We start from the raw sequence: 18,859 nt of genomic DNA on the forward strand, positions 1-18,859 counted from the left end.
CGCTGGCAACTGCGCCGCATGCTTACTCAGGCAGGTGACTAGCGCAACAGCTTGTTGTCCAGCACCTCGGAGGCACTGCCCATGACGTTTTCGCTGATCTCGATAAAGTCCTTGGTGCTGGCCTTGTCCAGGCGCATCAGGCCGCGGGTCACGTCATCCAGCGAACGTGGCTGGGTGGTGCCTTTGGTGGCCTGACGGATTTCCCGATCCAGCTCCTGCAACAGCAATACCGCGCGGGCAGTGACAGGGCCACTGGAGTTGTCGGTGCGCAGGCTCTGCACCGGCTTGCTCCAGCGGATCAGCTGTTCGCGAATCTTCTGGTAACGCTCCTCGCTGAGGCCACCGGCACGGCGCATCAGCTCGATGGCGTAGTACTCGGCCAAGCCCTCGGTGATCCAGTCACTGCGGTCACGGGCGCGGATTCGGCTGAATACATGCACCAGTTCGTGCACCAGGGAGCTGGTGCCGTTTTCGCTGACCAGCGGACGGTCACTGTGCATGTAATAGGAATTGGCCGCCGACAACCCGCCGCGCCACATCGGGTCACCAGCACCGACAATCAGTAACTTGGCCGGATCACGCGGGAACACGTCCTGGGCATGCGGCCAGATAAACGTCAGCAGAGTCAGCACATCCATGCGGCGCATGCCCTCGCCTACTGGCGCGGCGATGGCCACGTCGGTTTCACCGAGTTTGGCGCGGCGCGTGCCGACTTTACCGGCCACGATCCAGCCTGTTGGGCGGTCGAACTTGCGCTGTGGGTTGTCGATGCGGAACTTGTTCTTGCCGACCCGCTGCCAGCCGGTTTCGACACTCTTCCAGCCCTTGGGCAGGTCGAACTGCAGGCGCGACACCAGCACGGTGTGATCCTCCTGACGCAGCTTGACCGCCGGCACCAGATCGTCGCCACGCAGCAGCGCCCAATCCTTGGTGATACGCGCATCAAAACGCCCGGGGGCACGTTCATGGTTGATGCGTACCAAGTAGGTCAGCTTTGCCTTGCCTTTGGCTGGCTGCCAGACACCCAACGCTGGGCTGTCCTGGGTCCATTGGCCATCGGCCTTGAAGTCGCTGTAAACGCCCTGGTCGCCCAAATTGAAGGCCAGGCTGATGACCCGTGCGCCGTCCTCCAGGGTCAGGCTAACTTCGGCCTGCTCAGTCTCCGGCAGAAAACGCACGCGGTAATCCAGATCAACCTTCTTCGCCCACAGCGGGGTACTCAGGCTCAGCAGCACAACAGACAGCAACAGACGACGCAGCAACATGCCAAAGCTCCACAGTGCAATTGAATGGTTCAGGCGAGTTTAGGCTGGCATTTGCAGACGAGGTTCAGCCGGCGCGGAAGATCATATGGTCCTCCCACTCATCCTCAGCCACGCTGTTTTCGCTGAGCATGCGCCCTGCCTGGGAAATCCGCTGTTTGTGCACCTGCTCAGGGTCGCCACACACCAGGTGGTGCCACAGCAACAGGTCCTTGCCCTCGCTGACCAGACGGTAAGCACAGGTCGGCGGCAGCCACTGGAACTGATCGGCCTGGGCCGGGGTGAGCTGGATGCAGTCGGGCACAAATTTGCGCCGGTTGCTGTAGTCCGTGCAGCGGCAGGTTTGCAGGTCCAGCAGCTTGCAGGCGATGCGCGTGTAATAGACGCTGCCATCGTCCTCGTCTTCGAGCTTTTGCAGGCAGCACAGGCCGCAGCCATCGCACAGCGACTCCCACTCGTCCTGATCCAGCTGTTCGAGGGTTTTGCGTTTCCAGAAGGGTTCGACTTTGGCGGCCATGGCGAGGGTACAGTGAGGGGCGAAAAGGCCGGCAGTCTAGCCGCTTGGCCTGGCGCGGCCAAGGGCGGCAAGCCGAATGGCTGCCGCCTGACTCAATAACCCCGAGCAAAATCCACCTGCCCCACCAAGACCTCATCGGCACGCCAGCGTTGCAGGTTATCGACAAACAGCTGCACCAACAGACGCGGATCTGTCGGTGCAGCACTGTGCCCGGTCAGCAACAAACGCGGTGCATCCCAGAATGGATGGCCAGCAGGCAGCGGCTCTACTCGGCAAACATCAATCACCGCGCCTGCTAGTTGCCCCTGCTGCAAGGCACTGACTAACGCCTCATCGACCACCGCCACACCGCGCCCGGCGTTGATGAACAGTGCGCTGGGCTTGCAGGCAGCAAACAGCTCGGCGTTGTAAATATCACGGGTGGCGAGCGTGTCGGGCAGCAGATTGATCAGGTAATCGGCCTCAGCCGCCAGGCTTGGCAGTTCGTCGAGCCCAGCCACCAGACGGAACGGCGGCAGATTGCGCGGGCTGCTGGCAATGCCCAGCAACTGCATGCCGAACGGCGCGAGAAACCGCGCCACGCTCAAGCCGATATCACCCGTACCGACAATCAACGCCGTGCGTCCGGCCAGGCTCTGCGGTGCGCGGTTGTCCCAGCGCTGCTCGACCTGAGCAGCCAGACGGGCAAACAACTGACGTTCATGGGCCAGCAGATGACCCAGTACGTACTCGGCCATCACCTGACCGAAGATGCCCACGGCGCGGCTCAGGCGGTAATCGCTTGGCAAATCAGCGGCCAGCAAGGGCGTGATGCCTGCCCAGGTCGATTGCAGCCATTGCGGCCGAACACCCTGGCGCAGCATGGCAGCCAACAGATCGGGCTGCCCCAACCACACAGGGCAGGTGGGCGCTTGCTGCTGCAACTCGCCCAGTTGGTCGCTGCCGAACACATCCAGCTCCGGGGCCTGTTCACGCAGCAGCGCAGCATAGCGGCGATGCTCGCCCTCCGCGATCAGTACGCGCAGCGGGGTGTCAGCTGGCGGGTTCATCACACCGGATCGTTACGGCGCAGCAGTTCATCGGGCAGGTGCTCGATGTATTCATCTTCCGGTGGCGGCATTTGCAGGTGGTAGCCCTGCTCGTCGAGGTTGGCCAGCACCTTGTAGATGTCCTCGCGGGCTAGTTGGCGCTCGGGGGTGAGGATCAATTCGAAGGCCAGAGCCGGAGTACCGAAGGCGCTCAACAGCGCTTCAGGTACACGTTTGAGGCCATCGCTTTTCAGCACATAGAGGTACATCTCGTTCTTGCGCGGGCTTTTGTAGATTGAGCAGATACGTTTCACGCGGTGTCTCCGGTTGCAGCCAGGCAATCAAGCAGTGCCTGGCCCATCAATTCACGTCGCCAGCCGCGCAGGGAATCCGGCAGCTGGTAGGGGCCACTGGGGTAGCCGGTTTTCAACAGGGCTTCGAGGGTTTTCTTGCGCAACATCAGCTCCGGGGCGATGCCCAGACGCTCACCCTCGCGCTGGCCGATGGCCCGCAGTTTCTTCAGCAGCGCCGAGGCTTCCAGCGGCAAGGGTTCGGGCAACGCCTCGGGCCAGTCCGCCGGTGCAATGTCGGCTGCCTGCTTGATCAGCCGCAGAAGGAACTCGCCGTCCTGACGCACGGTTTTCGGGTGCATGTCCTCGATACGCGCCAGCGCCACCAGGTTGTCCGGCTGGGTACGCGCCAGGGGCCATAGCGAATGCTCGCGAATAATCCGGTTGCGTGGCTGGTTGCGCTTGCGCGCTTGCTCTTCACGCCAGGTGCACAGGACCTGGAGCACGGCCAACTGCTGGCGGGAGAGTTTCCACGCCAGCTTGGCTTCGCGGTAGGCCAGACGCGGGTCGGTTTCCCGGCCAAGGTTGCTGACCAGTTCGGCACCGTCTTCCAGCACCCAGGCGTACTTATCAGCCGGCAGCTGCGCCTTGAGCCGGGTATACACCTCGGCCAGGTGCACGACGTCTTCGGCGGCATAACTGACCTGCGTCTCGGACAATGGGCGCTGCAGCCAGTCTGAGCGGGTCTCGCCCTTGGGCAGCTCGATCTCCAGCACGGCCTGTACCAGACGCGAGTAACCCATGGAGAAGCCGAGGTTGAGGTAACCGGCGGCCAGTTGCGTGTCGAACAGCGGCACTGGCAGGCTGCCGGTCAGACGCAGAAACACTTCCAGGTCCTCGCTGCAGGCATGCAGCACCTTGACCACCGCTGCGTCTTGGAGCAAATCGACAAAAGGTGCCCAGTCACTGATCAGCAGCGGATCAATCAGATAAGCCCGTTCTCCTTCGCTGACCTGCAACAGGCCGGCAATCGGGTAAAAGGTGTCGACCCGCATAAACTCGGTATCGAGCGCCACAAACGCCAGCGTGCGCCAGGTTGCACAATGCTGTGCCAGGCTGGCGTCATCGCCAATCCACTGAATATCTATCGCCACGCGGCTCTCCCCTGAAGAATGCCGCGCAGTATATATCGCCCTGCCCAATAGCCGGGCATTCACAATGCGCGACAGCCGGCAGACGCGCTATTCTGCGCCCGCTTGCATTGAGAACCACCTTCAGCACAGGGAATAACAACAATGAAGAAACTGCTTGGCCTGCTGGCGGCCCTGATTGCCGCAGCGGCAATCTACCTCGTCATCACCCCCAGCCCGATTGACCCGCTGGCCTGGGACGCGCCAAAGATCCCGCCAATGACCGGCATTCTGGAACCCAATGACACGCTGATGAAGGCCGAGCTACTTGGCCGTGGCCAGGTGCATGGCCCGGAAGACACCGCGGTGGATGCCCAGGGCCAGGTCTACAGCGGCCTGCATGACGGGCGCATCGTGCGCATCAAGGCCGATGGCAGCGTAGAAACCTTTGTCGACACCCAGGGCCGCCCGCTAGGCATGGACTTTGACGCCGCCGGCAACCTGATCGTCGCCGACGCTTACAAGGGCTTGCTGAGCATCGACGCCCAAGGCCAGATCAAGGTGCTGACCACTGAGGCCGAAGGCGTGCCATTCAAGTTCACCGACGATCTCGACATTGCCCGCGACGGCATCATCTATTTCAGTGATGCCAGCCAGCGTTTCGAGCAACCGGACTACCTGCTTGACCTGCTCGAAGCCCGCCCGTGGGGCCGCCTGCTCAGCTACAACCCGGCCAACGGCGAAACCAAGGTGCTGCTCAAGGATCTGTACTTCGCCAACGGCGTGGCACTGTCGGCCAATGAGGACTTTGTGCTGGTCAACGAAACCTACCGCTACCGCATCACCCGTTACTGGCTGAGCGGCGACAAAGCCGGCACGCATGACGTCTTTATCGACAACCTGCCTGGGCTGCCGGACAACCTGCAGGGTGATCGCAATGGCACCTTCTGGGTCGCCCTGCCAACCCCGCGCAAAGCCGACGCCGATATGCTGCATCGCTCGCCCTGGGCTAAAGCGCAGCTGGCCAAACTGCCGCGCGCCTTGTGGCCCAAGGCCGTGCCTTACGGGTTTGCCATCGCCCTCAATGAGCAAGGCGAAATCACCCAGAGCCTGCACGATACCAGCGGCACCCACCTGCGCATGATCACCTCGGTCAAGCCGGTGGGCGACTACCTGTACTTCGGCAGCCTGGACAACGACCGCATCGGCAAACTGAAAATCCGCTGATACACCTCAGGCCCGCCCATCACCTGTGGCGGGCCTTTCTGCCCCTCTCTAGCAGGCTCCTGTCATGGATATAAGCGCCCTGTTTTCTCAAGTTCACAGCTTGCCCTGTATACCCCGCGTCGCCCAGGATTTGATTCAACAGTTCGATAACCCCCACACCAGCCTGGACAGTGTGGCGCGCAATATCGCCCTGGATCCGGTGATAGCCGCCAAGGTGTTGCGCCTGGCCAACTCGGCGCGCTTTCGCGGCGCCCGCGAGTCCACCAGCGTCGAAGATGCCGCCATGCGCCTGGGTTTCAACACCCTGCGCACACTGGTGCTGGCCTCCGCCGTGACCGGCGCGTTCCAGGCGCCGCCTGGCTTTGACCTCAAGGGTTTCTGGACGCACAGTTTTCAGGTCGCCAGCATCAGTCGGCTGCTGGCAAAGAACCGTGGCGTTGCCGTGGAAACTGCGTTTACCTGCGGGATGATGCACAACATCGGCGAACTGCTGATTCAGACCGGCGTACCTGAACTGGCCGAACGCCTCAACCAGAACGGCAAGGATGTCGGAGCCGCCCAGCGTGTGGCACTGGAAACCCTGCAACTGGGCTTTGGCTTCCCTGAAGTGGGTGCGGAACTGGCGCGGCGCTGGCAACTGCCGGAGCTGATCCAGCATGCCATCGCCTACCAGAGTCGGCCGTTCCAGGCGCCAGTGGACATGCCTTTGCCACGCGTGCTGGCGCAAGCAGTGTCGATTGCCGAGGCGCTGCGCGAACATCCAGGTGCCATGTCCAAGGCGGTGGACACGCTGCAAGGCCCGTTGTTCGAAGGGCTGGATGTGGCCAGCCTGCTGGATGAGCTGCCGGCGATTCTGGATGCCGACAAAGGCTTTGCCGAGTTGCTTGGCTGAGCCGAACACCACTGAGCGCCTGGCGGCGTTTAGTGGTGGCTAGCGCTACTTGCTGGCAATCCAGATGGTGTGCCGGGTGCCCTTGTTGCCATGGGCATAGACCTGCACTTCTTCGACCTTGAAACCGGCCTTGCGCACCTTGTCGCTGAACACCCTGTCGACACTCGCCGACCACACCGCCAACACGCCTTTGGGGCGCAATGCCTGGTAACAGCGTTGCAGACCCTGGGCCGAATACAGCCAACTATTGCGCGTCTGGGTCAGGCCTTCGGGGCCGTTGTCGACATCCAGCATGATCGCGTCATAACGCTGTTCGGCATTCTTCAGGCAATTGGCGACATCGTCCTGAATCACCCGGGTACGCGGATCAAGGATCGGATAGCCAGCCTTGGCGCCCAGCGGGCCGCGGTTCCACTCCACTACTCCTGGCACCAGCTCAGCCACTTCCACTTCGGCGGTCTTGCCCAGGTTCTGCAACGCCGCTGCCAGGGTAAAGCCCATGCCCAGGCCACCGATCAGCACCCGCGAGTCCGGCCGCCCGGCGACCTTCTTGCAGGGAATCGCCGCCAGGGCGTCTTCGGAGCCGTGCATGCGCGTATTCATCAACTGACCGCCATCGCCGCCGGCGATCTTGATGACAAAATCCTCGCCATACTCGAACAGGCACAGCGCGCCCGAGCCATCGGGAATCGGGGCGGTATCGAGCAATACAAAACGCTTCATGGGGTGCGGCAACCTGGATCAGAGAAAACGGGCAGGCAGCATGCACACAATCGCCTCAAGATGCAGCGCCCAATCGGCAGAAATTCTTCTATGCGCGGCGTCTCGACAGCTCAACGCCAGGGTTTATGATGCCGGCTGCCCCTTTGCCCACAGGATGACTGGCATGCCCCTCGCCCAACTGATCAGCGCTGCACAACTGCAACAGCGCTTTGCCGAACCCGACCTGCTGATTCTCGATTGCCGCTTTGCCCTGGATGATCTGAGTTACGGCGAACGTCAGTACGCCGACGGGCATATCCCCGGTGCGCAATTCGCCGATCTGGAGCGCGACCTGTCCGGGCCGATCCACAAAGGCATCACCGGCCGTCACCCCCTGCCAGAACCCGCGCAACTGCTACAGCGCCTGCGCGAGTGGGGGCTGAGTAATCAGAGTGAAGTGGTGCTCTACGACGACGGCCCCGGTGCCTTTGCAGCCCGCGCCTGGTGGCTGCTGGCCTGGTTGGGCAAACGCGAAGGCGTGTACCTGCTCGATGGCGGCCTCAAGGCCTGGCGCGAAGCAGGCGGGGCTTTGACCCAGGAGCTGCCCACGCCCACACCCGGCACCTTCAGTGGTAGCACCGATGCCAGCCTGCTGATCAACGCCGCGCAGCTGCAACAACGCCTCGGTGATAACCAACTGACTCTGCTCGATGCACGTGGCTTGCCACGCTTCAGAGGCGAAGTCGAACCGATCGACCCGGTCGTCGGGCATATTCCTGGCGCGCAGTGTGCAGCGTTCACCGACAACCTCGACAGCGACGGTCACTTCTTCAGCCCAGAGCAACTGCGCCAGCGCTTTACCGCGCAACTCGGTGAACGCCCCGCTACGGGCCTGGTGGCCTATTGCGGCTCAGGCGTAACGGCCTGCCACAACCTGTTCGCCCTGTGCCTGGCTGGCTATCCCCTGGCTCCGTTGTATGCCGGTTCCTGGAGCGAATGGATCACCGACCCGACTCGGCCAGTAGCCACCGGCGACTGACAAGCCCCAAGCGATGCGGCTGCAGTGCCGCATCGCCATATACGGGTTAATCACCAACTGGAATATAGGCAATAACCGAAAGCCAAAAACAATTTAAAAACAGCTCTTTACAGTAGAAAGGTCGCACTACACTTCAATATAAGCGGCTAACACCGCTTCCGGTGGGGCCTTTCACTAAAAGAACAACCGCTGCCAGCGCCCCGGCCCCATCGGTCACCTTTCGCCGAGGGCTCTATGGGAATTGCCGCCTGCGAGTTAAGCCAGTACGTCATCCGCCCTACCCTGCTCTACCTGGGCCGCCACTCCAACGCCGCCGAAGCACTGTTACTAGGCGCGGCCGCCAGCCAATCCGGACTCGGTTCCGCCCTTGATGACAAACACGGCCACGGCCTCTACCGAATTGCCGCACTGCGTCATCAACAGCTCTGGGACCAGCACCTGGCCCTGGATCCGGAACTGGCCAGCCAGGTGCGCGGCCTCGCCAGCCAGCATGCCTTCCTCGCTGCACCGCATCTGGAACTGACCGTCAACCTGCGCTACGCCACGGCGATTGCCTGGATGCTGATCGAAGCCGAGCACCGCGAGCTACCGGCTGCCGACGACCTGATGGGCATGGCGCAAGTCTGGCGACGGGTGTTCAAACCCCACGGCCGCAGCAAAGATTTTATCGCCGCCTGGCAGCGCTGCATCGGCAACCTCAGCCAGGTCGCCTGAAACACAAACCAACGTGCCAAGGGCATTTCCGGCACTCAAAACACTGGAAACAACCGCTCTATCTCAGAGGCTGCAAAGACTTTTCAGGAGCCATGGAAAGTTGCCGCGTTTCGTCCTACAGGCAAACCCCAGTAACCCAAACCCTGCCTATTTTCTGATCGTGTCTCTGCCCCCAGCCATCGCGCGGCCAATGGTTTTGCCAGCAAGGCACACAGCATCAATAACCTGGCCACAGTCGGGCGCACAGGTGATGTAGCGCTTCTGATTCATCCCGCCGTTTGGGTTACACTCGCCCGGCGCACACAACAATAAGAAGAATGGTCTGGAACCGTTCTAACGTCGCGTAGCGACTGCCCGCGGGTGGCCGCCATGGATGGCAGGCCATAAGCCGCCTGAGACAGCCCTTATGACTGCACTCTGCACTGCCTTGCCTGAACAGCTCAGCCTGTTGCTGGTGGATGACCACCGGATCTTTCTCGATGGCCTCAGCCTGGCCCTCGCCCCGCTCTGCCCTGACCTGCAGATTCGCACCGCCGAATCCGCAGCCGCCGCTGAAGCATGCCTGCAACACGCCACTTTCGATCTGATCCTGCTCGACCTGCGTCTGCCAGACGTGCCGGGCCTGGAGTTACTGCAACGCTGGCAACAACAAGGGCGCATGACCCCAGTGGCGATTCTCAGTGCCAGCGACTCCAACCTGGACGCCCAGGCCGCACTCTCTGCCGGAGCATTGGGATTTATCCCGAAAAGTGCCAATAGCGATGAACTGCGTCAGGCCGTCACCCGCGTTCTGCTGGGGGAAACCCTGCCTGCACCACAACACGGGGACAAACCGCAACTCACGCCACGGCAGATGGAAATCCTTCAGTTGCTGGCCGAAGGCCTGCCGAACAAGTCGATCAGCCGTCAACTGGGCGTTTCCGAGGACACGGTGAAAACTCACCTAAAATCACTGTTCCAGGAATTCGCCGTGCACACCCGCACGGCTTGCGTCAGTGCGGCGCGGCAACGGGGTTGGCTTTGACCGCCGCTGGCAATAACACCGCCAGGGCCTGACGCAGGCGCGCCGGCAGCAGTGGCTTGCCCAGCAATGTGACATGGGCACGGGTGCAGCGCTCCTGCAGGTCGGCGCTGACATCCGCAGTGATCAGCAGAGCCGGCAGCATGCGCCCGGCTTCCTCGCGCAGACGCTCGATGGCGCGCAGGCCGTCTTCAGTAGCAGCCAGCCGATAGTCACTGATCAGCACCTGCGGTTGGGCCTGCGCCACGCATTGCAGCGCCTGCGCCGGATCGGCACAGGCCCAGACCTCACACCCCCAGCGTTGCAACAGCCCGGCCAGTGCCTCACGCCCGGCCGCATCATCCTCCAGCAACAGCACCCGGCCCTGCATGGCGTTGACTGCCGGCGCAGGTGCCTGCCATTGACCGGCCTCGGCCACCGGCAGTTGCAGTACAAACCGCGCCCCCGCCCCTGGGCTTGAGTGCAATTGCAACTGATGCCCGAGCAATTGCGCCAGTTGTTGCACAATAGCCAGGCCCAGACCCAGGCCGCGCTCGGCATTGCGTCCGGGGTTGTCCAATTGGCGGAACTCTTCGAACACCAGCTCTTGCTCTTCATCGCTCAAGCCCTGGCCATCGTCCCCCACTTCCAGGTAGACCACACCCTCTTCCGCCCGCGCCTGCAACCAGACATGCCGTGCCTGAGCGTGACGTAGCGCATTACTGAGCAGATTGCGCAGCACACGCTCCAGTAACAGCGGATCGCTGCGCACCCAGATGTCGGCACTGTGCAGCTGCAACTCGATGCCCTGGGCATCGGCTTCGGCGCGGGTTTCTTCGCTCAGGCGAGCAAGCAACGGACGCAAGGCAAACACTTCCTGCTTGGCCTGCACGCCGCCGGGCAGGGTCAACCGGGTGTAATCGAACAGGGATTGCAACAGCCGGCTGAGCTGCTCAACGGCAATCGCCAAACGGCTGCTGATGCGGTGCACACCGGGATCCTGGTTCTGCTCCAGCAGGTGCTGGGCATACAGGCCCATGGCATTCAGTGGCTGGCGCAGGTCATGGCTGGCGGCCGCAAGCAGCCGCAGTTTGCGCGCGTCGTCCGCTTCCGCACGCTGCCGTGCCAGGTCCAGCAGACGCAAGTTGAGCCAGGCACCACGCTGGCCGTGCTCTTGCAGATAAGCACCGACACTGCCGATCAGATTGGCGCACAGCAGAAACAGCCCCTGATAACTCAGTAGCACACTGCCGCCGGAGCTGAGCAGGCCAAACAACAGAAACAGACCGCAGATGCTCCACGACGCCAGACTGACCGAACGAAACGACACGCCGAGCAATACATAGCCAAACAGCAGCACCAGAAACAGCCCGTCATAGGGCATCGGCACGCCCTGGGCCCAGCACACGTGGATAATCACCGCCACACAGCTGCCGTTCAGCGCGTAGGCCGCCACATAAGCCAGCAAGCTGGGACGCGCTGGACTGCTCGGACGACGGCAATAGAGGAATGCCAGCAGCGCACCGAACATACCCAATAGACGCAACGGCAAGGTTGCCAGACTGGTCGCCAAGGGCAACAGCAACAGATCCAGCACGGTGTAAACCAGCTGAAAGACAATCGCAGTACTGATGATCAGAAGCAGACGGCGGCGGATACGCTGTACCCGGTGCTCGACAAACTGGTCTTCCAGTGCCTCGGTAAAGCGCAGGCTGCGGTAGCCCCGGAGCTGCTGGGCCAGCAACAGGGCTTCCTGGCGCTCCAGATTCATGGCTTACAACTCGGGCGAGGGATTGTCCTGCTGTTTGGCGGCAATGGCGTCATAGGTTTCCACCCGGTGCTGATCTTCGGCGCTGAACAAACGCTGGCGCAGACGCTGTTGCTCACGCTGCTGGTCCTCGGCACTCAGGCCATTGCCCTGCAGACCCGCCAGCTCCTGCTGGTAAGCGGCATAACGTTGCTGCCAGGCGCGCTCGTTGCGCTGCTCGTCGAGCAGACGCTCGACCGTGGGTGGATCATAGGTCAAGGTAAGGAACTGGCGCACCTGCTCTTCGCTGGCCCCCTCTTGCCAGAGCTTCTCGGTTTGCGCCTGCAAGGCCTGGGCCTGCACCTGACGCTCCTCGCTGGCACGCATGGCCTCGGGCAACTGGGCGCGCAAACGTTCTTGTGCCAGTGCCTTGGCCTGTTCGGTCAGGTCATCACGGGCCATCAGTGCCAAGTTATCCAGGGTGTAACGGCCATAGGCTTCTTCGGCACCGAACAGGGCTTCGGCAGCCGCACTGGAAAAATGCGCCCGGCGCAGTTGCGCCAGTTGCTCGAAGGCACGCTGCAAGGCCTGCAACTGGTCTGCCGGGGTGCTCTGCTGCGCAGCACTCAACGGCTGTTGTAACAGTTCCAGGCTGGCGCGTTTGTAATCCATGTAGTCGCCCAGCAGGCCGATAAACTGCCCCAGCGCCGGCTCAGGCAAACGCCCACGGGCATCAGCCAGCATGGCCTCGACGACCACTTCCAGGCCGGCTCGATCCGCCGCGCTGAGGAAGTAATCCAGATAATCGCGCAAGGCCAGGTTCAGCTGCAGGTTGCCGGCACTGTCGGCACGCAGGTCACCATCCACTTCGGTGCCTTGCAGGCCCGGCAGGGTTACGGGGTTTTCCGGGCTTTGCGCTGTCGGTTTGCCAGCGGGTAGATGCGCTACAGAGGGGCTGGCAACAGTCGCCGTGCTGGTCGACGGTGCGTGGCTTGCGGCCGGCGCAGATGCCTGCGGCCATTGCCAGTAAAGCGTAAGGCCGGCAACGCTGCCGGCCAGTAACAGAAGAGGAACAGTGGTGCGCAACGACAGGGCCATAAAAGCTCCAGAACGCGGGCTGCATTGCGCAGCCCGCCGGACAACGGTCAGACGCCTTTGTTTTTCAGGCGGTTGGCATGCTGGCGGTACAGCGAAACCGGGTCGGTCCAGCCACGTACGCCAAACAGGTGGTTGATCGCATCCACGTGGTTCATGTTGTAGTCATCAGCAATCACCTGCCCCAGGTAAGTCGAGCAGACGCCAACCAGCCCATCGTTCTTCTCGCCATTAAACGCCAGGCCGGTGATGGCTAGAAACGGATCAACCGCATCGAAGACGTTGGTGTAAGGCGTGTTGCCGGTCCAGGAGTAGTAACGAATGTTGTGCCCGCGCACGTTGTGCACTTCGGTGGACTTGGCGCAGTAGCTGCTGCTGTTCACACCCCATGGATGACGGCCGTTAAGCGCCGTGGTACCTGCAGTGGTGAGGGTTTTTAGTGCGGCCAGGCCGTTCTGCGGGTTGTTGTTACCCGACAGCAGGTTGATCAGTTTACCCAGGGTATTGGCCAGGCCATTGGCACCGCCTTCGATGGCGCTGTTGGCCGGAATCGCGCCGCGCAGCACATCGGCTACTTTAGAGCCTTTGTTGACACCGTTGACCGACGTAACCGAGGCCACCAGGTCAGGGCGCAGCGAGGCCGCAACGCGTGAGGTCGGTGAACCTTGGCTATGGCCGATCAGGTTGACCTTGCCGCCATTGGCGCTGGCCCACGGCACGATCTGCTGAGCCAGGGAGGCACCGCGCTGCTCGCTGTCGTTGAGTGCCGATACGCTGGCGACATAGACCTTGGCACCGTCGCGCTCAAGGTTCCAGGGAATGGTATGGAAGTAGTTGATCAGCCCACCAATGGTGTCGAAACCAGTCACCCCGTGCACCAGCACGATCGGGTATTTGGTCTTGGTGTAGTTGGCTTGAGCTTCAACCGCGCCCACCAGGGCAACAGCAGCTAGGGCAGTAGCAATAACGCGACGCATGGGTGCCTCCTTATTTTTCTTGTTGGCACGCCGGGAAACTGCGTCCGGCGTACTAGCAACTCTAAGGAGGTGTTTAACGGTGAACCATCGCCCAGATGGGTGAGGCCTCAGTCACCCAGCGTTCAGCGCTGCGAGGCAATCGCCTGCTCGACGGCAGCCAGCAGGGCCGGGTCATCCGGGGTGGTACTGCTGGGGAAACTGGCGATCACCTGGCCCTGGGCATCGATCACATACTTGGAGAAGTTCCAGCGGGGAGCCTGGCTTTGCGCGGCCAGCTCCTTGAACAGCGGCACGGCATCACTGCCGGTTACGCGCTGGGTTTCGCTCATGGGGAAAGTCACGCCGTAGTTGACGTAGCAGACCTTGGCCGTCTCTGCGCTGTTATCGGCCTCCTGGCGAAAATCATCGGAAGGCACCCCGAGAATCTGCAGGCCCTGACCTTTGTAACGCTGATACAGCGCCTCGAGGCCTTTGAACTGCGGAGTAAAACCGCAGAAGCTGGCGGTATTGACCACCACCAGCGGCTTACCGGCGAACTGCGCACACAGGTCGATACGCTCCTGGCTGCGCAATTTCTGCAGATCCCCCTGCAACAAGGCCGGGCATTCTGCCGCCTGAGCAAACCCGCCCCCAGTACCCAGCATGAGTGCAACCAGTAGAAGAGCACGCCACATAACGGATTACCTTGATAGTGATCAGCACCAGCGCCACGTGTCAGGCGCAAACGGTTACAACACTCAACAGACGCCCAGCCCCAGTTGCAGAAAAGCCAAGCCACCTTGCAGCCATCCCCACCAGGCCAGGCCCAGGGTCAGCATGCCGCCCATCACCCATGCAGCGTTCCAGCCATACGCACTATTCACGCACTCGCCTCCTGTTGCTGCAAGCGGGCCACCGGCTGTTCGCGCACCGGCCAGTTCAGGGCAGCCGCCAGCAAGCTGAGCAGCACGGCAATCTGCCAAACCAGATCATAGCTGCCGGTATGGTCATACAGATAGCCGCCCATCCAACCGCCGAGAAACGCCCCCAACTGGTGGAACAGAAACACGATACCGCCCAGCATCGACAGGTTGCGCACCCCAAACAGGGTCGCCACGGTGCCATTGGTCAGCGGCACCGTGGACAACCACAGCAATCCCATCGCCACACCAAAGGCATAAGCGCTCCAGACGCTCAGCGGCGTCAGGATAAACGCCACGATCACCACCGCCCGCGCCAGGTACAGTGCGCTGAGCAGACGCGGTTTGGACATCCGCCCACCCAGCCAGCCGGCGATATAGGTGCCAAAGATATTGAACAGCCCGACCAGCGCCAGCACCGTGGTACCCACCAAGGCCGGCAGATGCTGATCGACCAGATAGGCCGGCAGGTGCACGCCGATAAACACCACCTGAAAGCCACAGACGAAAAAGCCCAGCGCCAACAACCAGAACCCCGAGTGGCTGCAAGCCTCGCGCAGAGCCTCGCCGAGGCTCTGCTCCTGACCGGTCAACGGCAGCGGCGTGTCCTTGAGCATCGCCGCCAGTGGCACGATCAGGGCCACCAGCAAGCCCAACGCCATCAACGCCACTGACCAGCCCAGCCAACTCAGCAAGCCCAGGGTGCCGGGCAGCATGGCGAATTGACCGAACGAGCCGGCCGCTGCCGCAATGCCCATGGCCATGCTGCGTTTCTCCGTGGGCACCGCGCGCCCCACCGCGCCAAGAATCACCGAGAACGAGGTACCGGACAGGCCAATGCCAATCAGCACCCCGGCACTCAGCGACAAGCTCAAGGGCGAGTCAGCCAGGCCCATGCAGAGCAGCCCGATGGCATACAGGACGCCACCGACAATCACCGTGCGGCGCGCACCAAAACGGTCGGCCAGGGCCCCGGTAAACGGCTGGGTCAGCCCCCAGATCAGGTTTTGCAGGGCGATGGCAAAGGCAAAGACTTCCCGCCCCCAGCCGAACTCACTGCTCATCGGCGGCAGAAACAGGCCAAAACCATGCCGGATGCCCAGCGACAGAGCCAGAATCAGCGATGCGCCCAACAGCAACCAGGTGGCAGAGCGCCTTGCGCTTGTCATGTGTCGATCTCCCAGGGACAGCCGTTGGCGGCTGTGAAGGTAATGCAGTCGTCAGCACACGGCTCAGACGGACAGCCGGCCTGAGTGTCGAAACGGTGATCAGCAGGTATATGCCGGCTGTTGATCAAGGCACAGGCACAGTTACTCGCTTTGTTGGCAGCACAGTCGCCGCCGCGCCATCAGATCGCCAGGGCCAAGGTTAGCAGCACGGCACACTCGACTATTTCCAGCAGCGCGCCAGCGGTGTCGCCCGTAGTGCCGCCAAGGCGCTGGCACATCAGCGCACGCAGATAAATAAACACGGCCGCAGCAACCAGCCAGGCCAGCAGCGCCGGCCAGCCAAACAGCAACATGGCCAGGGCATTGGCGCCGAGTACCCAGGGCAGTTGCTGACGTGGCAAATACTCGACCAGGGATTGCCCAAGCCCGCCGGGACGCACATAGGGCGTGGTCAGGAGCAACAATGGCAGCAGGCTGCGGGCCAACCAGGGCACGAGAACCAGCAGCAGCGTCGAGCCGTTTTCCAGCAAGGTCGCCAGGGCGGCGAACTTGAGCAACAGCAGCAGTACCAGCACCACCACGGCAATCGGCCCGCTGCGCGGGTCCTTCATGATGTCCAGGGTGCGCTGCCTGTCACCGAAACCACCGACCCAGGCGTCAGCACTGTCCGCCAGGCCATCGAGATGCAAACCGCCACTGATACCCACCCACAAGGCCAGCAGCAATGCAGCCTGCAACAACACGGCGCTATCACCGAGCAGGCATTGCGCGGCGAACAGCAACAGGCCTATCAGCAGCCCCACCAGCGGGTAGAACAACAGCGAACGGCCGTTCTGCTCGGGTGTCGGCATCGCGCGCAAGCGCACCGGCAGACGGGTGAGAAACTGCAGGGCAATCCACCACGGCGTCATATCAGCTCCCGCAGGTTGCCGTGCTGATCCAGGCTTAACTGGAACCGCTGGGCATGACCCACCGCGACCTGCAGCAGGTCATTGCGCGGCAGACCCCGCGCCCGTGCCAGCAGCAGGCGGATCACCCCACCATGGGTGACCAGCAGCAGGCGCTCGCCGGCATGCTGCGCCTGCAAGCGCTGTACAGCGCGCAGCACCCGCGCCTCGAAAGCCAGCAGCGGCTCGCCATCAGGCGGGGTAAAGCCATAGGGATCGCTCCAGAAACGACCGAGTTCAGTCGCGCTGGTTTGCATCAAGTCGGCAGTGCTGCGCCCTTCCCATGCACCAAAATGCAACTCCTGCAGATCGGCTTCCAAGCCCAGCGACACGCCTTGTTGCGTTGCCAGTTCCTCGGCAAATCGCGCGCAGCGCTGCAAGGGCGAGCTGATCAGCCGATCCCATCGACTGCCATCAGCCACCGCCGCGCGCAACTGCGCCCAGCCGGTTGCAGTCAGGGCATCGTCCAGGCTGCCGCGCAGACCGCCGCCCAGTTCGGTTTCACCGTGGCGCAGCAGCTCCAGGTAGACCGTCATGCCGGGCGCTCGGCCACCGCCGCCTCGGCAAAGGTGGCCATGTCGTTGTGCAGGCTACAGGCCAGCTGCAACAGCGGCAGCGCCAAAGCCGCGCCACTGCCCTCGCCCAGACGCAGGCCCAGATCAAGCAGCGGTTCGGCCTGCAGCGCCTGGAGCACACGCTGGTGGCCCGGTTCTGCGCCGCGATGAGCGAACAGCAACCACTCACGACAATCTGGGTTGATCCGCACGGCAAGCAAGGCCGCCACCGTGCAGATAAATCCATCGACCAACGCCACAATGCCCTGCTGCGCACAGGCCAGATAAGCGCCAGCCAGTGCCGCCATCTCGAAGCCGGCAAAAGCCTGCAAGGCCTGCATCGGCTCAGCGATAGCAGCGCGGTGCAGCAACAACCCCGCCTCAACCACCTGCGCCTTGTGCGCCACCCCCGTGGCATCCAGCCCTGTGCCAGGGCCGACCAGCTCGGCTGCCGGACAGTCCAGCAACCAGCACGCCAGGGCGGTGGCGGCGGTGGTATTGCCGATACCCATCTCCCCGCCGATAAACAGCTCGCAGCCGTTCTGCTGAGCACGCAGCAGGCTATCCCTTCCCGCCTCCAGGGCGATCAGCAATTGCGCCGGGGTCATGGCCGGGCCTTGCAGGAAATTCTGCGTGCCGGCGCCGACATGCAGATGGCGCACCCCTGGCAGCGGTTCCAGCGGCAAGGCGGTACCCAGGTCAATCACCTCCAGCGTGGCATTCAGCTGACGGGCCAGCACGCTGATGGCGGCACCACCCGCCACGAAGTTGCGCAGCATCTGCCCGGTTACCGCCTGGGGAAAGGCCGAGACACCCTCGGCGACAATGCCGTGATCACCGGCAAAAATGCTGATGGCCACCTGCGCCACGCTCGGCCGCTCGCGACCTTGCAGTGCGGCCAGCTGAATGGCCAGGCGCTCCAGCTGGCCGAGCGAGCCGGCGGGTTTGGTCAGTTGCTGCTGACGCGCCAGCGCCTTGTTGCGGGCCACATGATCCAGGGGCTGGCAGGGGCCCTGCCACCATTGCAAACTCATAACCTCTCTCCTTCCAATGCTGCGCCCTTGAGCCGCATCGGCAAGCCGGCGACGCAGAACAGCACGCGCTGGCAACGCTCGGCCAGGGCCTGATGCAACCAGCCCGCCTCATCGACATAACGCCGGGTCAACTCGCCCAACGGCACTACACCCAAGCCGGTTTCATTGCTGACCAGAATAATCCGCCCCGGCAGGCTCGCCAGGCTGTCGAGCAGTGCATCGCGCTCGGCCTTTAGCTGCGCCTCATCGTCCTGCATCAATAAGTTGGTCAGCCACAGGGTCAGGCAATCAACCAGCAGGCACTTATCCGCAGCGGCCTGCTCACGCAGCACCCGCGCCAGGGCCAGCGGCTCTTCCACCAAACCCCAGTGCGGCGGCCTACGTTCCTGGTGATGGCGAATGCGCGCGCTCATCTCACCATCCAGCGGCTGGCTGGTGGCGATATAGGTCACTGCCAGGCCAGACTCAGTCGCCAGCCGCTCGGCCAGGCGGCTTTTGCCGGAACGGGCACCGCCGAGAATCAGTTCATGCATGTCGATAACCTTCTCATTGCAACGGGTGACGAAGGACTACTGTGGGAGGGGCTTTAGCCGAGAAATGGCCGAACCAAAAATGTCGCGGCTAAAGAGGATCGCC

The 18,859-nt window shown here is 62.5% G+C and carries 21 protein-coding genes; 5 read left to right on the top strand and 16 right to left on the bottom strand.

Annotation, left to right across the window (positions count from 1 at the left end; all coding sequences use genetic code 11):
• Positions 1-38: 38 nt before the first annotated feature.
• The 5 genes from ACSQ17_RS00780 to rnd form a co-directional block, all read right to left on the bottom strand.
• Positions 39-1,265 carry a hypothetical protein gene (locus ACSQ17_RS00780; RefSeq protein ID WP_436067179.1) on the bottom strand — a complete coding sequence of 409 codons (1,227 nt, stop codon included), beginning with the start codon at positions 1,263-1,265 and terminating at the stop codon, positions 39-41.
• A 64-nt stretch (positions 1,266-1,329) separates the two neighbouring features.
• Positions 1,330-1,779: a YcgN family cysteine cluster protein gene (locus ACSQ17_RS00785; protein ID WP_233684757.1), complete on the bottom strand. Its 450-nt coding sequence runs from the start codon at positions 1,777-1,779 to the stop codon at positions 1,330-1,332.
• A 92-nt stretch (positions 1,780-1,871) separates the two neighbouring features.
• Positions 1,872-2,804 carry a D-2-hydroxyacid dehydrogenase gene (locus tag ACSQ17_RS00790; protein ID WP_436070404.1) on the bottom strand — a complete coding sequence of 311 codons (933 nt, stop codon included), beginning with the start codon at positions 2,802-2,804 and terminating at the stop codon, positions 1,872-1,874.
• Positions 2,805-2,827: 23 nt separating this feature from the next.
• Entirely contained in the window at positions 2,828-3,121 is a 294-nt protein-coding gene (locus ACSQ17_RS00795) for a YcgL domain-containing protein (RefSeq protein ID WP_436067180.1), read from the bottom strand.
• Complete coding sequence (gene rnd, locus ACSQ17_RS00800; RefSeq protein ID WP_436067181.1) at positions 3,118-4,251, bottom strand: ribonuclease D; 1,134 nt, start codon at positions 4,249-4,251, stop codon at positions 3,118-3,120. The genes ACSQ17_RS00795 and rnd overlap by 4 nt, the downstream gene beginning before the upstream one ends.
• Positions 4,252-4,392: 141 nt before the next feature.
• Between rnd and ACSQ17_RS00805 the strand changes: the two genes are divergently transcribed.
• Both ACSQ17_RS00805 and ACSQ17_RS00810 read left to right on the top strand, forming a co-directional pair.
• Positions 4,393-5,454, top strand: coding sequence for an SMP-30/gluconolactonase/LRE family protein (locus ACSQ17_RS00805; protein ID WP_436067182.1), 1,062 nt, complete (start codon positions 4,393-4,395; stop codon positions 5,452-5,454).
• A 64-nt stretch (positions 5,455-5,518) separates the two neighbouring features.
• Positions 5,519-6,346, top strand: coding sequence for an HDOD domain-containing protein (locus ACSQ17_RS00810; RefSeq protein ID WP_257778548.1), 828 nt, complete (start codon positions 5,519-5,521; stop codon positions 6,344-6,346).
• Positions 6,347-6,391: 45 nt separating this feature from the next.
• Here the strand turns inward: ACSQ17_RS00810 and ACSQ17_RS00815 are convergent, their stop codons facing one another.
• Entirely contained in the window at positions 6,392-7,069 is a 678-nt protein-coding gene (locus tag ACSQ17_RS00815) for a spermidine synthase (RefSeq protein WP_436067183.1), read from the bottom strand.
• A gap of 163 nt (positions 7,070-7,232) precedes the next feature.
• On the opposite strand from ACSQ17_RS00815, the gene ACSQ17_RS00820 reads away from it, so the two are divergent.
• The 3 genes from ACSQ17_RS00820 to ACSQ17_RS00830 all read left to right on the top strand — a co-directional run bounded on the left by ACSQ17_RS00820 (position 7,233) and on the right by ACSQ17_RS00830 (position 9,825).
• On the top strand, positions 7,233-8,087 hold the full coding sequence (locus ACSQ17_RS00820) for a sulfurtransferase (protein ID WP_436067184.1): 855 nt from the start codon (positions 7,233-7,235) through the stop codon (positions 8,085-8,087).
• A gap of 234 nt (positions 8,088-8,321) precedes the next feature.
• Positions 8,322-8,801, top strand: a complete 480-nt coding sequence (locus ACSQ17_RS00825; RefSeq protein WP_436067185.1) for a hypothetical protein — start codon at positions 8,322-8,324, stop codon at positions 8,799-8,801.
• 406 nt (positions 8,802-9,207) lie between these two features.
• Positions 9,208-9,825, top strand: coding sequence for a response regulator (locus ACSQ17_RS00830; RefSeq protein ID WP_436067186.1), 618 nt, complete (start codon positions 9,208-9,210; stop codon positions 9,823-9,825).
• Here the strand turns inward: ACSQ17_RS00830 and ACSQ17_RS00835 are convergent.
• The 10 genes from ACSQ17_RS00835 to cobU all read right to left on the bottom strand — a co-directional run bounded on the left by ACSQ17_RS00835 (position 9,794) and on the right by cobU (position 18,756).
• A complete protein-coding gene (locus ACSQ17_RS00835; protein ID WP_436067187.1) occupies positions 9,794-11,572 on the bottom strand; it encodes a hybrid sensor histidine kinase/response regulator in 1,779 nt (592 codons plus the stop codon). The genes ACSQ17_RS00830 and ACSQ17_RS00835 overlap by 32 nt on opposite strands.
• A 3-nt stretch (positions 11,573-11,575) precedes the next feature.
• A complete protein-coding gene (locus ACSQ17_RS00840) occupies positions 11,576-12,646 on the bottom strand; it encodes a lipase secretion chaperone (protein WP_436067188.1) in 1,071 nt (356 codons plus the stop codon).
• A 47-nt stretch (positions 12,647-12,693) separates the two neighbouring features.
• A complete protein-coding gene (locus ACSQ17_RS00845; protein WP_233684746.1) occupies positions 12,694-13,620 on the bottom strand; it encodes an esterase/lipase family protein in 927 nt (308 codons plus the stop codon).
• A 122-nt stretch (positions 13,621-13,742) separates the two neighbouring features.
• Positions 13,743-14,294 carry a glutathione peroxidase gene (locus ACSQ17_RS00850; protein WP_436067189.1) on the bottom strand — a complete coding sequence of 184 codons (552 nt, stop codon included), beginning with the start codon at positions 14,292-14,294 and terminating at the stop codon, positions 13,743-13,745.
• A gap of 63 nt (positions 14,295-14,357) precedes the next feature.
• Positions 14,358-14,483 carry a hypothetical protein gene (locus ACSQ17_RS00855; RefSeq protein WP_436070527.1) on the bottom strand — a complete coding sequence of 42 codons (126 nt, stop codon included), beginning with the start codon at positions 14,481-14,483 and terminating at the stop codon, positions 14,358-14,360.
• On the bottom strand, positions 14,480-15,688 hold the full coding sequence (locus ACSQ17_RS00860) for an MFS transporter (protein WP_436067190.1): 1,209 nt from the start codon (positions 15,686-15,688) through the stop codon (positions 14,480-14,482). The genes ACSQ17_RS00855 and ACSQ17_RS00860 overlap by 4 nt, the downstream gene beginning before the upstream one ends.
• A 179-nt stretch (positions 15,689-15,867) precedes the next feature.
• Positions 15,868-16,599, bottom strand: a complete 732-nt coding sequence (locus ACSQ17_RS00865; RefSeq protein ID WP_436067191.1) for an adenosylcobinamide-GDP ribazoletransferase — start codon at positions 16,597-16,599, stop codon at positions 15,868-15,870.
• Positions 16,596-17,171, bottom strand: a complete 576-nt coding sequence (gene cobC / locus ACSQ17_RS00870; protein ID WP_436067192.1) for an alpha-ribazole phosphatase family protein — start codon at positions 17,169-17,171, stop codon at positions 16,596-16,598. Before cobC ends, ACSQ17_RS00865 begins: the two co-directional genes overlap by 4 nt.
• Positions 17,168-18,223 carry a nicotinate-nucleotide--dimethylbenzimidazole phosphoribosyltransferase gene (cobT, locus tag ACSQ17_RS00875; RefSeq protein WP_436067193.1) on the bottom strand — a complete coding sequence of 352 codons (1,056 nt, stop codon included), beginning with the start codon at positions 18,221-18,223 and terminating at the stop codon, positions 17,168-17,170. The genes cobC and cobT overlap by 4 nt, the downstream gene beginning before the upstream one ends.
• On the bottom strand, positions 18,220-18,756 hold the full coding sequence (gene cobU, locus ACSQ17_RS00880; RefSeq protein ID WP_436067194.1) for a bifunctional adenosylcobinamide kinase/adenosylcobinamide-phosphate guanylyltransferase: 537 nt from the start codon (positions 18,754-18,756) through the stop codon (positions 18,220-18,222). Before cobU ends, cobT begins: the two co-directional genes overlap by 4 nt.
• Positions 18,757-18,859 lie beyond the last annotated feature (103 nt).

Source organism: Pseudomonas sp. LjRoot71, assembly GCF_964253255.1.
Classification (GTDB): Bacteria; Pseudomonadota; Gammaproteobacteria; order Pseudomonadales; family Pseudomonadaceae; genus Aquipseudomonas.

Bases quoted from the DNA above. Each gene is read 5' to 3' on its own strand.
- ACSQ17_RS00780 (WP_436067179.1), bottom strand. From the start codon at position 1,265: ATGTTGCTGCGTCGTCTGTTGCTGTCTGTTGTGCTGCTGAGCCTGAGT.
- ACSQ17_RS00785 (WP_233684757.1), bottom strand. From the start codon at position 1,779: ATGGCCGCCAAAGTCGAACCCTTCTGGAAACGCAAAACCCTCGAACAG.
- ACSQ17_RS00805 (WP_436067182.1), top strand. From the start codon at position 4,393: ATGAAGAAACTGCTTGGCCTGCTGGCGGCCCTGATTGCCGCAGCGGCA.
- ACSQ17_RS00810 (WP_257778548.1), top strand. From the start codon at position 5,519: ATGGATATAAGCGCCCTGTTTTCTCAAGTTCACAGCTTGCCCTGTATA.
- ACSQ17_RS00815 (WP_436067183.1), bottom strand. From the start codon at position 7,069: ATGAAGCGTTTTGTATTGCTCGATACCGCCCCGATTCCCGATGGCTCG.
- ACSQ17_RS00820 (WP_436067184.1), top strand. From the start codon at position 7,233: ATGCCCCTCGCCCAACTGATCAGCGCTGCACAACTGCAACAGCGCTTT.
- ACSQ17_RS00825 (WP_436067185.1), top strand. From the start codon at position 8,322: ATGGGAATTGCCGCCTGCGAGTTAAGCCAGTACGTCATCCGCCCTACC.
- ACSQ17_RS00830 (WP_436067186.1), top strand. From the start codon at position 9,208: ATGACTGCACTCTGCACTGCCTTGCCTGAACAGCTCAGCCTGTTGCTG.
- ACSQ17_RS00835 (WP_436067187.1), bottom strand. From the start codon at position 11,572: ATGAATCTGGAGCGCCAGGAAGCCCTGTTGCTGGCCCAGCAGCTCCGG.
- ACSQ17_RS00840 (WP_436067188.1), bottom strand. From the start codon at position 12,646: ATGGCCCTGTCGTTGCGCACCACTGTTCCTCTTCTGTTACTGGCCGGC.
- ACSQ17_RS00845 (WP_233684746.1), bottom strand. From the start codon at position 13,620: ATGCGTCGCGTTATTGCTACTGCCCTAGCTGCTGTTGCCCTGGTGGGC.
- ACSQ17_RS00850 (WP_436067189.1), bottom strand. From the start codon at position 14,294: ATGTGGCGTGCTCTTCTACTGGTTGCACTCATGCTGGGTACTGGGGGC.
- ACSQ17_RS00860 (WP_436067190.1), bottom strand. From the start codon at position 15,688: ATGACAAGCGCAAGGCGCTCTGCCACCTGGTTGCTGTTGGGCGCATCG.
- ACSQ17_RS00865 (WP_436067191.1), bottom strand. From the start codon at position 16,599: ATGACGCCGTGGTGGATTGCCCTGCAGTTTCTCACCCGTCTGCCGGTG.
- cobC (WP_436067192.1), bottom strand. From the start codon at position 17,171: ATGACGGTCTACCTGGAGCTGCTGCGCCACGGTGAAACCGAACTGGGC.
- cobT (WP_436067193.1), bottom strand. From the start codon at position 18,223: ATGAGTTTGCAATGGTGGCAGGGCCCCTGCCAGCCCCTGGATCATGTG.
- cobU (WP_436067194.1), bottom strand. From the start codon at position 18,756: ATGCATGAACTGATTCTCGGCGGTGCCCGTTCCGGCAAAAGCCGCCTG.